At 41.8% G+C, this 13,803-nt stretch carries 18 protein-coding genes; 4 read left to right on the top strand and 14 right to left on the bottom strand.

The window, feature by feature from the left end; all coding sequences use genetic code 11:
* Positions 1–504 precede the first annotated feature (504 nt).
* The 14 genes from MUN53_RS13750 to MUN53_RS13685 all read right to left on the bottom strand — a co-directional run bounded on the left by MUN53_RS13750 (position 505) and on the right by MUN53_RS13685 (position 9,524).
* Positions 505–648 carry a hypothetical protein gene (locus tag MUN53_RS13750; RefSeq protein ID WP_181215571.1) on the bottom strand — a complete coding sequence of 48 codons (144 nt, stop codon included), beginning with the start codon at positions 646–648 and terminating at the stop codon, positions 505–507.
* 86 nt (positions 649–734) lie between these two features.
* Positions 735–1,625: a hypothetical protein gene (locus MUN53_RS13745; RefSeq protein WP_004326295.1), complete on the bottom strand. Its 891-nt coding sequence runs from the start codon at positions 1,623–1,625 to the stop codon at positions 735–737.
* 26 nt (positions 1,626–1,651) lie between these two features.
* The gene (locus MUN53_RS13740; RefSeq protein ID WP_007560850.1) at positions 1,652–2,371 is read right to left on the bottom strand and encodes an N-6 DNA methylase; all 720 of its coding nucleotides are present in this window, start codon (positions 2,369–2,371) and stop codon (positions 1,652–1,654) included.
* A 21-nt stretch (positions 2,372–2,392) separates the two neighbouring features.
* Positions 2,393–3,205: a DUF4121 family protein gene (locus MUN53_RS13735; protein ID WP_243326053.1), complete on the bottom strand. Its 813-nt coding sequence runs from the start codon at positions 3,203–3,205 to the stop codon at positions 2,393–2,395.
* Positions 3,202–3,471 carry a hypothetical protein gene (locus MUN53_RS13730; protein WP_009121403.1) on the bottom strand — a complete coding sequence of 90 codons (270 nt, stop codon included), beginning with the start codon at positions 3,469–3,471 and terminating at the stop codon, positions 3,202–3,204. Before MUN53_RS13730 ends, MUN53_RS13735 begins: the two co-directional genes overlap by 4 nt.
* Positions 3,468–4,406, bottom strand: a complete 939-nt coding sequence (locus tag MUN53_RS13725) for a hypothetical protein (RefSeq protein ID WP_243326052.1) — start codon at positions 4,404–4,406, stop codon at positions 3,468–3,470. Before MUN53_RS13725 ends, MUN53_RS13730 begins: the two co-directional genes overlap by 4 nt.
* A 299-nt stretch (positions 4,407–4,705) precedes the next feature.
* Positions 4,706–4,999, bottom strand: a complete 294-nt coding sequence (locus MUN53_RS13720) for a DUF4120 family protein (RefSeq protein WP_117678447.1) — start codon at positions 4,997–4,999, stop codon at positions 4,706–4,708.
* Between the two features lie 40 nt (positions 5,000–5,039).
* Positions 5,040–5,255, bottom strand: a complete 216-nt coding sequence (locus tag MUN53_RS13715) for a hypothetical protein (RefSeq protein ID WP_118308681.1) — start codon at positions 5,253–5,255, stop codon at positions 5,040–5,042.
* Between the two features lie 15 nt (positions 5,256–5,270).
* Positions 5,271–6,248 carry a hypothetical protein gene (locus MUN53_RS13710; RefSeq protein WP_117714016.1) on the bottom strand — a complete coding sequence of 326 codons (978 nt, stop codon included), beginning with the start codon at positions 6,246–6,248 and terminating at the stop codon, positions 5,271–5,273.
* An 18-nt stretch (positions 6,249–6,266) separates the two neighbouring features.
* Positions 6,267–6,611: a hypothetical protein gene (locus MUN53_RS13705; protein ID WP_118308683.1), complete on the bottom strand. Its 345-nt coding sequence runs from the start codon at positions 6,609–6,611 to the stop codon at positions 6,267–6,269.
* A 15-nt stretch (positions 6,612–6,626) separates the two neighbouring features.
* On the bottom strand, positions 6,627–6,782 hold the full coding sequence (locus tag MUN53_RS13700) for a hypothetical protein (RefSeq protein ID WP_181215569.1): 156 nt from the start codon (positions 6,780–6,782) through the stop codon (positions 6,627–6,629).
* A 15-nt stretch (positions 6,783–6,797) separates the two neighbouring features.
* Complete coding sequence (locus MUN53_RS13695; protein ID WP_118308684.1) at positions 6,798–7,415, bottom strand: DUF4313 domain-containing protein; 618 nt, start codon at positions 7,413–7,415, stop codon at positions 6,798–6,800.
* 57 nt (positions 7,416–7,472) lie between these two features.
* Positions 7,473–8,351 carry a hypothetical protein gene (locus tag MUN53_RS13690; RefSeq protein WP_243326050.1) on the bottom strand — a complete coding sequence of 293 codons (879 nt, stop codon included), beginning with the start codon at positions 8,349–8,351 and terminating at the stop codon, positions 7,473–7,475.
* 3 nt (positions 8,352–8,354) lie between these two features.
* The gene (locus MUN53_RS13685) at positions 8,355–9,524 is read right to left on the bottom strand and encodes a hypothetical protein (protein ID WP_118308686.1); all 1,170 of its coding nucleotides are present in this window, start codon (positions 9,522–9,524) and stop codon (positions 8,355–8,357) included.
* A 507-nt stretch (positions 9,525–10,031) separates the two neighbouring features.
* On the opposite strand from MUN53_RS13685, the gene MUN53_RS13680 reads away from it, so the two are divergent.
* The 4 genes from MUN53_RS13680 to MUN53_RS13665 all read left to right on the top strand — a co-directional run bounded on the left by MUN53_RS13680 (position 10,032) and on the right by MUN53_RS13665 (position 13,732).
* Positions 10,032–10,334, top strand: a complete 303-nt coding sequence (locus tag MUN53_RS13680; protein ID WP_117816610.1) for a hypothetical protein — start codon at positions 10,032–10,034, stop codon at positions 10,332–10,334.
* 6 nt (positions 10,335–10,340) lie between these two features.
* Positions 10,341–11,468, top strand: a complete 1,128-nt coding sequence (locus tag MUN53_RS13675) for a hypothetical protein (RefSeq protein WP_243326047.1) — start codon at positions 10,341–10,343, stop codon at positions 11,466–11,468.
* Positions 11,441–12,247: a CHAT domain-containing protein gene (locus tag MUN53_RS13670; protein WP_243326044.1), complete on the top strand. Its 807-nt coding sequence runs from the start codon at positions 11,441–11,443 to the stop codon at positions 12,245–12,247. The genes MUN53_RS13675 and MUN53_RS13670 overlap by 28 nt, the downstream gene beginning before the upstream one ends.
* Before the next feature lie 561 nt (positions 12,248–12,808).
* On the top strand, positions 12,809–13,732 hold the full coding sequence (locus MUN53_RS13665; RefSeq protein WP_243326041.1) for a hypothetical protein: 924 nt from the start codon (positions 12,809–12,811) through the stop codon (positions 13,730–13,732).
* The last annotated feature ends 71 nt before the right edge of the window (positions 13,733–13,803 follow it).

Below are 13,803 nucleotides of genomic sequence, written 5' to 3'. Positions count from 1 at the left end.
AAAACGGACAATTTGAACTCAATACTGAATTTGCGATGACTGATTCCTTTCTTTCCCATTGCTTTCTCTTTTTTTGTTAAATGGGTGTAAAGTAAATCTGTAGCATGACAAGCTGATATTCGCCAGTCAATTGAAGATATGAGAACCTTTATTATGAATAAGAGAGAATCGTAAAATGGCAGCTCTTTTACATCTTGCTGCCAGAAGATGTGCACTCATCGTCTCGGACGACGACGACAATACGGTGAAACGTATTCCCACTTCCCATAACGAAACCGATAGTAATCGGATACAGATACTGGTTTGTGAATGCAATTGCACATTATCCTCATATCAAACACCTCCTTTCATTTATTTAACCTTATAAATAAAGATAGGCCAGTGTATCTATTTGGAAATGTTGCGCAAATATACGATAAACATTTATTATAAAAAGCAAATTGAAGAAGTTTTTCAATATGCTAAGTGTTTTATGTGAAGTCTGCCAGTTGTCCAATGTCTGTTTTACTTTTTATTGTTCTTCTGCTGGATATTTGTATCTTTTATGAAAGAGAAGACCGCCTTTGGCTCGAATGAACTGTATTCGTACCATGCGTTGCATTTGAAAAGGATATACATTTCAGCCTTTATTCTGTTACTTGCTGCCATATCTTATCTTATTATTACGGTTGATAAACGACAAAGCCCGATTCCGCTGGTGACGGAACCGGGCCTGTCGTATTCGGTTTCAGGTTTTAATTCTGGTTATATGAAAGCAGGAAATCGGCCATAGCTCCATTTTGTGGAATCATGGCAGGAAAATCAGTCTTTCCAGGCTTGTAGATTTCTGTCGCTACATTGTAGACATCCCACGCTGTAATGCGTGGCTGTTCAAGTGAGAGTTTGAGCAGTTCTTCCGTAAACACGGAAATCTGTCCCTGGTTAAGCGGATAGGTGTCCACCTGTGATGCCAGTCTTTTGTCTGCACTGTCATGGGATACACGCAGAGCCGTCAGCATACCGATAATCATGTATAATTCACCGGGTGTCAACACCTTTTCCTTGAGCCTTTGGATTCGGCTTCTGTCCGCATCCATGTCACGCTCAAAATTGCGCATCCAGTCATCTACCTTCCCGAACAGTTCCTCGGTAGTCACCTTGTCCTTACCGTAGTTGGCAACGCTTCGTTCGGGTGAAAGGATACACTGGTTGTGGCAGATACGTACACAGGGACCTATTGCCGCCTGGATACCGTCCTGATGGTAGGCTACCACGAGTGTGGTTGTCAGTTCGTCGGTATCTCCGTTCAGAATACGGATGGTGGTGAATATTCTGCGCAGTACATGTGCTTCTACCGCCTTCTCTCCATAGGTCTGTTCCACCTGCGGCAGGATGACCACTCCGGGCTGTGTCCGGTTCTTGTTCTGGGCGGCGAAGATTTCCTCCACCTCGTAGTTCAGGTTGTGACGGCGGCAGATGTCCGTCATGCGCTGGATGACCTGGTAGTGGTAGATTCCCCTGACCGGATTGCCGTAGATGTCGTTCTCCTTGTAGGTACGCTGTAGTGTTTCAAGGTCCATTACTTCGATTCCGTTGTTCTGGAAATCAAACTGTCTCTGATTGTTCAATGTTGCTAAAGCTTCCATAATTATATTTTTTAAATGGTTGGTAATTATTTGTCCAATAGGTTGATGATACGGACTGCCTCTTTGAAGCGTCCGATATTTTCCGGAAGAGGATTCCTGTATTCCTCTTCCTTCATGCGTCTTATAGAAGGTATTCCCGTCAAGGGCAGAGCCTGGTTGACTTTCCATCCGTCAGTGAATGCCTTCGGCTGGAGACTGTCATGACAGATCACTTCCCCGACACATCCGTGGACGAGCATGTTGCATACGGTCATCATGCAGCAGGTCCGGCTGATGTCTTCTCCGACCAGATAGTTTCCCGGATTGTGCGCATGGTATGCCAGCAGGAGCCTTCCGCTGCCGCATGTAGGGTCTCCCATCCTCTGTCCGGTCTCTTTTTTACCTGCCGCGCACATGACCATGAGTTCACAGATATGTGACGGCGTGAAGAACTGTCCGTTTGCCTGCTGTCCCGGTTTTGAGCAGTAGGCCATGTGGAGTTCACCGAAAGCGTCGAACCAGCCCGACCTGCCGATTTGTTTCTGCATGATACGTGTCCATTCGGCTGTCATTTCCATGAACGAGGCGTTTTGCTGACGCTTGTATTTCCAGTTGCTTATTGGCGGTGCTCCAGGAGAGAAGCCGTGGATGATGAAACGCAGCAGGTCGTTGAATACGGTCTGTATTTCATAGCCGCATGAGGAGGCAAAGCCTGTGATGAGCCTGTCGAGCGGCCTGACTTCGTTGGAGATTTCATATCGTGCCATATTCCTTTATTTTATAATTGGTTATAGACTGTCGTTGATTCTGTATACTGTTACGGTATGGTTTTCATTGTCCGTGTGTATTCTGACCGGACCGTATCCCATGAATTTCATGCGGATTTGTCCGTGCTGTCCCATACCGTTCCACTGCTCACGTGATATTTCCTTAATATCCATGCGGTATCCCCAAAGTACAAGAGAGTCAGGCAGGATTCCCTTGTAGAGTCTGCCTTTCAGGATTGCGGTCAGCTCGTCCAGCTCGCTCCGGCTGTACAGCGTGAATGAATCGCTGCGGAAGGTGTATTCGCCTGTCCTTTCCCTGTCCCGGTGTTTCATGATATGATAGCGAAACCAGTTACGGGTGGTGTAACCGTCATATAACGGATTTGGTTCTCTGTATTCCCATTTCCTGACCGGAGCATCGAACCTGAGACTACCCGTATTGCTGCGTTTCCCGAATCCCCATGTCCTGAATATGCGGATTTCAGTACCTGCGGGTTTCATGTTCCGGATATTGACCTGCGTCCAGGGGCTTCCGGTGGTATCATAGGCGGCTTTTCCCATGTCATCGAAACAGAATACCGTTTCCGGTATCAGACATATATCCGCATATTTGCCTGTTATCCGTTCTATATGAGCTTTTCCGAAATAGTCACCCGAACGTGAGACAAATTCAACGCAGTCTCCTTCTGTCGGGCACATCTGCCTGCTTCGGACATTCTCCATCAGTTCCAGCATACGGTTCACTTTCCGTACTTCCTTTTCTGTAATGGGATACCCGAAGTCACCGTTTGCCAGTTCAAGACTGTCAAGGTCATATCGTATCTTTGTATTCATCCTGTTCTCCTCCTGTTTTGTGTATAGCGTTCAACCTGTCGGGTGATCATATCACAGAATTTCTGGCCGTTTTCTTCCTCACCCCTGAAATAGGCGGCCATCATCAGCAGGTTCTTGTTGTAATAATGCACCCATTTGTCATGGAAATGTGCGCCGGGAACCTGTCCGAATGTTTCCTGAAACAGTTCCAGGGTCAGATCCTCGTCCTGTCTCCTGTTGTATTCCCATATTGCCAGAAGCAGCATGTCATTGTAATTCAGTCTCATATTGCGTTGGTATTTGAAATGGCCATTATGATGTTGCAGCAACCGATTTCCCGGACATTCTCCTTCAGCTTTCCGTTGTTTACCAGTTTGTCGTATGCCTCATGCACAAACCTGTATGCAGGCGAATCATATCCGATACCGTGCAGATGTGATGTCGTCGCCACATTTATCCGTGATGCCATCATGGAAAGCATGTCCTCTTTCCCTGCCCGGCGGTTGCTGAAGGCATCCAGTATATTCTGGTGGATGCACGTTCCGTATCTGGCACGGTAATATTCCAGTTCTTCTTCATCGGTGAAGGAATACACCTCTTCCGCTATCGTATCCTTTACAAGACGGAATGTACGGCCTCCTTTTTTCAGTATGGCTGTAATCTGTGGAATATGCAGTGTTTCACAGTAGCCGCTTATTTCCATCGGATGCACGTACAGGCGTGTTTTTCCTTTTACAAGATACATGGCCTGTGATGTACAGCCGGTTCTGTCCGTGTCGAATCCCTCTCCATGAAATTTCTCTTTTATTTCCTTGTAGAATGCGTCCGTTTTCTCATGGGAAAGACCTTTTCCCCATTTATATCCGCTTTCCAGACTGAAAAGCAGATGGAAGAGGGTTGTCCGCCCGGTCTTGCTTTCCCAGTAGCCGTAAAGGTCAGTCGTGCCGGATTTCGGTCCGAACCTGTATCCGTCCGGAGTATAGCTTTCCATCACTTCCAGGAGTGAGTTCATGAAATTTTCCGATTCTTCCGATTTCCACCATTCTGACGTATCGTCATCCATGGCATAAGCCGGTATATGGTTCATAACCTGCAGGTATTCCGGAGTCTCTTTCAGAATGTCCAGCATCCTTGTGACGGCTTCCTTCCTTTGTCTGATGGAGAACAGTTCCGTTCCGGTATCCGCGTGAAGCCTGTTCTGTGTCTTCTGGTCTGTAATCATGACTTCTGATTTTTATTGTTATACATTGTCTGCCTGTAAGGTACAGGCATTCTTATTTCTTGTTGTCCCTGTTGTCTGTTTGCTCGCATCCCTGCAAGGCTTGGCGGAAAAAAATACCGGAGCGAAGCGAGGATGATTTTTTTCCAGACAACCAGCCCGCCAGGGCCGCCTTGCGGGAGTTGCGCGGCAAACAGCTATTTTTGCAGCAAGAAATGAGGATGCTGTCATCATGTCTCCGGCATAAAAAAAGGGAACCCCATATTGCATGAGGCTCCCCAATACAGACTGTCGCATATATGTCAGGTATGTATGCTCCATCCGTGGAAACGTTCCATGATGACGGCAAAGGATTCGTCCGGATTTCCATGATACAGCAGTCCTCCGACAATGCCTGTATTCCCGTCCGGATAACGTTCGCAGAATCCGAACGAATACGGCGCATGGTCGTAATAGAGTTCGATTTCGCATGGACGGTTCTCGTTTTTCTCCCATTGCTTGAGACGTTCAAGACAGTTTTCCAGTGTCTTGTCATTGATGGATTTTGCATACTGTACGACCTTGTCATAATGCTCTTGTGAACAACAGATTTTCATATTTTTGTAGTTTTTAGTGGTTGAAATATTTATTGTATTATCAATATAAAATATCAAGTTCGCTAATGAATACTTCAGCTTTACCGAATCCGTCACCTATAAGAAGAATCAGATCATCATATTCAAGTTTTTCATTCGTCATTTCTTCTATATCAGGCATTATCAGAATTTCATAAATGCCTGAAGTCTCTCCGGCAGGATCGTGCCAGTAGACTTTTGTTCCTATTGACAGTTCTTGTATATCTATATTTTTCATTTTCTCGTTTGTTTTTCAGTCAATCCAGAAAGTACCGCAATGAGGGCATCTGCATCCGGCAGGATATTCATTAGAATATCGCACGTCACGGTGGCGTTTGTAGTTCATGTCTCCGAAGGTGCATTTCCCGTCTCGGAATGTCTGCTCATAAGCGGCTTCCTGTTTCTTGTATTCAGCCATCCGGCTTTTTCGGACAGATCCGGTAAAAGGTATCATGCCTGTTTCCCATTTTGTGGAATCACACCAGTCATTGGTCATGCCGCAGACTTCATTGGCATAGGAATAGTGTACCTGTGAATCGACAAACAGGTTCTCCCTTCGGAAAGGGAAAGTGATGTCCAGCGGAATCCGTACATGATGTCCGGAACCGTTCCGGCTGTCGGCTATGGCCACCACTACATTCCCGTGGAAACGGATGCTTTTGAAATCGTTCTCAGGGTCTTTGCTGATAAGCCTGTCAAACATGGCGTTGAAGTAGATGCGCAGTTCTCCGCCGTATGTGGCATTCTCTACCAGTTCTTCAATCTTCTCGTCAAACTGCCCCTTTTTCAGATGCAGTGCGCGGCGTACCTTATGACAGGCCATGGCGACTGATTCTCCCCGCAGTGAACAACCGGTCAGATATCCGCTGATTTCCACTCCGAGCGAATAGAAGAAATTAGTGACGGACGAGTTGCGTATCAGATCCTTTACCGGGTCGGAATCGTTCCGGTCGTAGATAAGTTCCCTGATTTCATCTTCATGCTCTTCAAACTCTCCGGCTAAATTGTCCGTTTCCATATTCTTTCTTGTCTCCTCCAGATAGTCGTGCATGTTTGAGCTTTCCTGTTCCTCATACCATTCGTATGCCTTTTCATAGAGTTTTTCCATATTGTTGGAACGGATACATTCCTCTTGGATGTCTTCATGCTCATCAAGATCATCCCGGTAGTCCACGTAGTAGAGGCTTACATACTGTGGAATATAGTCTGTAAGTTGTAATGTTTGGTTCATGATTCCTGATTTTAAGAGTTATACAAACGAAAAAGCCCTGCTTGTCGTGCAGGGCCTGATTCTTGTGGAACTGAAACCTTTGGAATGTCTGTTTGTATGGTATCTCCATGTCTCAAGCAGATAATCCTTGGTTCCCTTGATACTTCCGTGTACCATACATCCTTTTTCATCATACAGGTAGCAGGTGTTAAGGAGAACCGGTATGCCGTCATGCACCTTGTACATGTGCAGCTCAATATCATTCTTTATGGCGACAGACTTTTCCTTTTCCACTTTTCTGTGTATGGCTTTTCTGACCTCGCCGATATGAGGAGAGGTATAGCCGATTATTTCCGAATGGAATGCAAACTGATATTTTTCCATAACACTTTATCCGTATTAAAATTCTGATATAATTTCATCTTCATATACCTCCAGTTCAAGACCGCTCTCGACAATCCTGACCAGCCAGCGGCATTCCAGTCTTTCCATCAGTTCGACGGCACGGTATCCCTTATAGGGACGTCTCAGAAATACAATGTCTCCGGTTTTCATATTTGTTCCTCCTTTTTATTGTGCGTAGATTGTTTCTATCAGTTCTGCATCCGTAAGATAGCGCAGTTCCTGTGTGGAGCAGAACAGGCAGATGCCATCCAGCAGTTCATTTGCCGCAGCATCCAGGTTTCGTACTCCTTCGATCAGAGATTCTTCCAGTTCCTTGCTTGAAACAAGATATATTCCGTGAATGTCTTGAACAGTTCTCAAAGGGAAACGTCTTTCCTGATAGATGATGTCCTTTATCATGTCATCCTGTGGTGGCAGTTTGGCGCTGATTGTCTTGAACTGTTCGGGTGCGAGTTCCTTCAACCTGTCAGGATTGAAGCGGAACATTCTGAATCCCTGATATTCAAATCCGGCAGGTTCTGCTATTCTGTTACTGGACAGGAAATCATGTACATGTCTGTTGCAGTCCCGGTTGTCCACATAGGCATGGAACGGGGGAAGGGAATTGAGGTTGACGGTAATGTCCGTGTAGGATTCCCAGCATTCCGGATTCTCCTTAGACCGGGATTCAAGTCCTACATACAGATTATCATTGTCGATATAACTGTTTAGGACGAGTCTGACCTCAATGCGTTCAGCCGGTTCTGTGGCTGTTTTCCAGTATAGAGTGTTTGATTTGTTCATACTTGTATTGTTTTTATGAGGGAATACGGCAGTTATTCTACCGCATTCCCCCGAATGTTATGATTTGATATTTATTTGTTCCTGTGCGGACTCCTTTTTCACGGTTCTCAATCTTTTTAGAAGATACAGGAAATATTCACGGTCATAGATCCGGAAAAGAAATTCCTCTGATGTCTCCTTGATGTGTCCGATGAAAGTTGCGGATTTCCTGCCGGGAGGATATTGAAAGAAATGTCCGTCGGAAACAAGGGTGAGCTTCTTTCCTGATACATGGTCTATCAGTTCGTCCGGAGTTTCGTAATGTCCTTTTCCTTTATAGAACTGATAATGGTTCCGGCGAAGACTTTTCAGGGTATTCGCCATGTCCGTCCTTGCTTGTCTGGAATCTGATTGGATGACAAGGTTGCAGATGAATACGGACTGTTTTCCGTCCAGTGAAAAATAATAGGGAATGAGTCTGGTTCCGCTGATTGTTTTGCTTGTTTCCTCTTTTGAGATCACGGCTTTCCGGTTGATGATTTCTATGTGACGGCCTATCTGATTGTCCAGTTCGGATTGCGGAGTAAGTACGGAGCGTAGGCCCTTGAAATATCTTCCTTGACGGGTAAAGCAGAAAGAGTACATATTTCCGTAATACGGTTCTCCCACAAAGAACGAGTTTTGTCTCATGCGCAAGGGTGGCAGTACATCCAGCAGGTCATAGTAGTCTTCTTCGGTGATTTCCTTGAACGGTTCGGACAGGGACTGATTGTATAGCCGCAACTTCTTGTCTATATCAGAAGGTGTTATTGCTTTCAGATAGGGATTGTTTTCCCGTATGCGCAGTTCTTCGATTGTTTCTCCGCCATAGTCATTATGGAATCCGTCACTCATACTTGTTAGGCATGTTCCGTCGAAGTAGCGGGAATCGATTACATATTTCAATCGGTCTTTCATGTCTTATAGGTTTTGAAGGTTCAACACTCTTTTGACTGCATATACGGCATTCTGTGTAAGTTGCCGTTGCCATGCCTGGTATCTCGGCGACCATTTGAAACCGTATGATTTCAGTTCCTTGCGCCTCTGGTCATCCGGAATACTGTCAAACAGGATTTGCAGGCGGTCTGCCTCATAGTTCCATACCAGCGTTCCGCCTTCAAATTTCAGTTCACGGTTTTCCCGTTCTCTGATTTCCTGAAGTTTCAGTCTGGCCTGGCGTGCCATTTCCGGCAGTTGGAAGAAACGGTTCCGTGGAGTGATAACCGGTTTCTTGCATTGCGCATTGAAGTCTGTAATGAAATCCACCGCTTTCTGCACGATTTCCACTTCTCCTTTTCCTGCATAGGTGCTTACCTTATTAAGGATACTGCTAACGAACAGGGCACGGCTGTATCCTCTTGCCTTACCGGTATCAATATCATGGATGGTTTGTGCGCTGCTTGCAATGTCACGCTTCAGGCGGTTCCATGCCTCCTCCTGCTTCTGTTCTTCCGGTTTGGCAGCCTCTTTCATTCTTTCCATGGCAGCCTTGAAGCGGTTACGCCAGTCCTGGAATTCATCAAATCTGTTCTGGTATGCGTCCAAGGCCTTGTTGTTGCGCTGGCAGTTGAATTTGGCAGGTCCTGTCACCATCGGACTGGCACATCGTGAGAGACTGCCCAGCAAGGCAGAGAACTTGCTATGGTATGCACTGACATACTCGTTCTGCTTTTCTTCCGGAATCTGTTTCAGATCCTCTACAAGTTGTTTTTCATATTGCATGATGTCTGTTTCCGCCCTTGCTTCAGGTTCGAAGGAACTCCATCTGTACGCGTTGTATGCAGCATCAAGCAGGTCTTCCAGATAGCCGGGATACAGGAATTCCACGGCTTCCCATTTCTCAAATTCATTTGGATGCAGTTCCGTTTCTCCGTTTGCCGTTTCGATGGTGTGTACATAGGAGCCCATTCCCGTACAGCGTTTACGGAAATGAAAAAGGACGGCTTCATCGTCCGTCCCCTGTTTCTTGATTTTCTTCACGCGGTAAGCGTTCTTTCTTGTCAACGTTACAACCGTCTGTTTTCCGGTCTTGTCCTTCATGAGGTCTGCTACTGTACCTTCACATACCTTCTTTCCAACTTCTTCAGTCATATTCTTTTATTTAAATTAGACATGACCGGCTCCGTGGAGCCAGTATTTCAATTTCTTACTGGCCTGGCTGTTCTTTGCCAATGACCGGTGCAAGGCTTGGCGGAAAAAAATACCGGAGCGAAGCGAGGATGATTTTTTTCCAACCAACCAGCCCGACAGGGCCGCCTTGAACAGTCAGTGGCAAAGGGCGATATTTGCTGTAAGAAATGAAATGCTGATAAGTAAATTTATCAAACTATTATCTATAACTCTTATATAGTATTATATCATTTGTGTAAATATATAAATAATAAGATAATAGGTTGTTAAATTGGGAAATATAGTAGTGTATAGCTGTAAGTTTATAGTAAACAAGGTAGATTTATTAAAATGTGATTGATATTTTGTTACTATGTATCATTTATACGGTTAATATTATATGGTAGTTTTTTCATGATATAATTACTCTTTATAGAATTTGCTGAATAAAATAAATCTTCATAATTTTAAAATAAAGAAAACTAAATAATGAAATTAATAGAAATATATGTGCAAATGGACTTCAATAATATCAATAATCCTATACTTTATATAGCTTTACTCAGAGAAAGAGATTCTATCAAGTTTACCAATATTCCACAGGAATCTATACAGCATCCGATGTTAGGGTATATCGGATATCTGCCTCAAAGCATGGCGCAGTTTATCTATGGCATAGAATATTACCAGCTGAGCAAATATTATGGCCTGATATCAGGATACAGACTGATTATGGTCTATCCGGATATTACAGCAGAAGCTATAAAATCATTGCTCGATTTGCCCAAATAGCCGCATGTGATACTGCTATGTACCGAAGAGGAACGTATTATCGAAATTTACACCAACCTGTTAAAAGACTACATGAACGAGGATTTTGTCTGCCTTACTTCGGATGAAGCAGGTAATGTATGCAAGTTTCCATGTACTACTCTAACCAGATTGAGTGATATCTGGAAATGGTTTTACGACTACGCAAACAAAAACTATGAAATAGACAAAAGCAGACAGCCTTTCTCGGTTCCTTGTCTTGATAAAAGTGTTTACGACACGGGAGATGCATTCTCGCCGACCAGAACAAACACTCAAACGATCAATTCGATATTAGGAAACTGGGATTACTCCCTTTCGCTGACAAAAGATGAAATACTGAAAAGGAGACTGGAATCGTCGGAAGCAGCTCTGAACAATACGATGGGATTCGAAAGGCAGAATTTACTAATAGAACAGATAACAAAAATAAGGTTGATCGAAAATATAGCAGCTGACTTCACGAAGGACATCAAATTTCTGGAAGAACACTACCGGGCGTCCCTAATTCTGGCTGCACCTTATACAAGTATTGAAATGCGTAAACTTCCTGAAAAGGATTTGCTGCCGGGAGAAGAAAAAATGGCACAGAATCTTGAAAAAATAATGGGTTATCATCAAACTCATAATTATACTGTCGCTTATGATGTAACGAATTTGCACAAAGAATTATATCCTGCCATGAGGTATGTGCTTAATAATTTTCTCATCCCCCGAATCACATTCTTCGATTTTGTGGCTCAACTGCACTGCTCAATAAGATTCTCACCTTATTTGCGACTCCAGATTATGGGAAAAAATATCAACTCCGAACTTTCATTCGTAGGGATAAAACATATCGAAAGGCTGGCCACATCGCCAAGCAAAAACAAAAACATACGAAAAGTGATGGAAAAAATCGGGAAAAAAATGACCGATGAAATACTCTCGCCAAAAGCTGTTGAAATGTTGCAAGAGTACAGCTCACAAATTGTAGCCATGACTGACCTTCCTATAGAATGGATGATGATAGACGGTGTACCGCTGGGATTCACACACGAGGTGTGCAGGCTGCCTGAAACACTGGTTATAAGTCAGCTGGCACAATTATGGAAGCAAAATTCAGACCGTATGTAATACCGGAGGATATCCTGCAAAAAACGCTTGTCGTATTCGGAAATGAAGACCCGGAGTTTGTGATGGCACAATTACCTGTTAGGGAACTGGCTAAAACCTTGGGATTTCAGATAAAAACGTGCCTGAATAAATCCAGCTTCTTCGAAGCCATAAAGGAAACCGGACCGGAACTATTGATAATCGATACGCACGGAGGGGTAGATGAAACAACACACAACTCATTTATCATGATGGGAGACGATATCATAACCGGGGATGATGTGGTAAACAGCGGAATAGGCCCACAACTGGTATTTCTCTCTGCATGTAACACGTTTACCACTTACAATACCATAAATACAATAGCAAACGCTTTTTCCCAGATTGGAGCCAACGCTGTCACTACTTCGTATATGCCTCTGCATGTATTGCCTGCAACCGTATTATACATCCGGCTGCTACGTAACCTGAACAAGGCCGCACACAAGAATATACATTTAAACTGGCTGTCATTCATATCACATCTGATGAGAACATCTTATATACATGCTCCCATCGGGAAAAAAGAAAATCTAAATTTAAAGAAAGAAACACAGGATACACTCAGCGAACTGAGTGTGCAATCTATGTTTTTCGGCAAAAGAAGGGAGGTCTATGAAAAACTAAATAATAAAGAATTCACAAAAAGCCTGAACTATAACTATGAATATATTATTCCTCACTATCTTATGTATTCTACATTGGGACGAGCCGATATTATTTTATTTAAGTCAAGTCTAGATAATATTATGATGTCATAAGAATATTTCTAAATAGAAAAACGTATCATGTTTATTGAATTTATAATGATAACACTTTTTGCATAACGAAATAAATATATAGACGTTCAAAATAATCTTTGTATATGAATAATAAATATTAGCTTTATAAACTTATCCTTAAATGTTAAATATAAAATTAACATTAAACACATATATAAAGATTGATTTTTTAAATTTTATATACAACTTTTAGTAGTGAATATCTTAATATAAAGTTTTCATTATTAATATACTATTGAATGTAATCATCACTTTTAAATAAATATACAACATGTATTTTATTTGAATTATTTTTTTTAGAATTTTTACATAAGATCCTTATGTTCTGTATAAAGTGTTTCTGTATCATATAGTATAATGATTGTTTGAGAAGTGATGGATTTTCTTGATTTTTTGTCTTATTGTATTTTATCTAATCTATATTTGCTGGAATAAGTATATTAAAATGCTATTTCTTGATTATTTGATTAAAAAAAAGTAAATTTGTAGTTAAATGAATATTGAAATAAGAATAGTACGTTTTTTAAATTCATTTTTCTCATGGATAATAAGGATTTTGAGTTGTTTTTGAAAATTAAGGAACAATTAGATAGACTTAATAATATAGCCTTAACTTTTCATTATAGTATAGAAGTTGATTATAAATGTAGTTTTTCTTCAAATACTTATTTCCTGAATATAAATATTCCTCTTGACGAATATTTCACAGCTAAAATAGTTTTTAGGTCATCTATAAATAATAAATTTTTTATGGATTTTTATTTTTGTTTTATGCAAAAATGTGTTGACGATTACAATAATCATCTTGCTTGGATTCAGATAGTTCCATTAAAAAGATATGTACCAGATGCCATATTAGCTTTAGGATCTTACTTTAAAGGTAGATATAATATAGTAGGTAATAGTATTAGTGCATCTGGAGAACATGTTATTCATCAAATTTATTCTAATAAAGCTGCCTTATCCTCAATGTGTAAAAAATCAACTTGTTGGGATATGCACGGTAATTTAAAGAGCAAATTTACAGACTGGAAATCTGAAGCTATTTCATTAGTAATATCCAAGGAGTTTCCACCATGTAGGATAGTAACTGGTATAAAAAAGGATCAGCAGGTTCATTATGATAACAGTTATGGATTACATGGTTCCAATGGGACCTATGTAGAAAATGTAAATCAAACTTGGTGCTTGGTGTTTAAAGTTAAACGAATAGGAATAGAAGTTGATACTTCTGCAGATTTTATTATTGACATTCATAAGTATATCACAAAAAAACTAATGTCACAATTAGGCTGGGGGAAAATAACAAAAGAAAGGCTTGAATTTTTGAACAATATTCTTAAGAACAAAACTTTAAAGGTTATATGTAGAGATTTAAGTATTGCTCCCATTTATAGAAATTTTGTTCCGCTGGAATATGATAATTGGGAGACTGCATTGGATACAATTCTGTTTAAAAGTTAATTTGCAGCATGTTATGTAGTATAAAGTACATGATATTATTTGTTACTTTTGATAACACTGATTGTTTATGA

Source organism: Parabacteroides faecalis (assembly GCF_022809355.1).
GTDB lineage: Bacteria > Bacteroidota > Bacteroidia > Bacteroidales > Tannerellaceae > Parabacteroides > Parabacteroides faecalis.
This window is presented reverse-complemented; position numbering and strand designations above follow the sequence as displayed.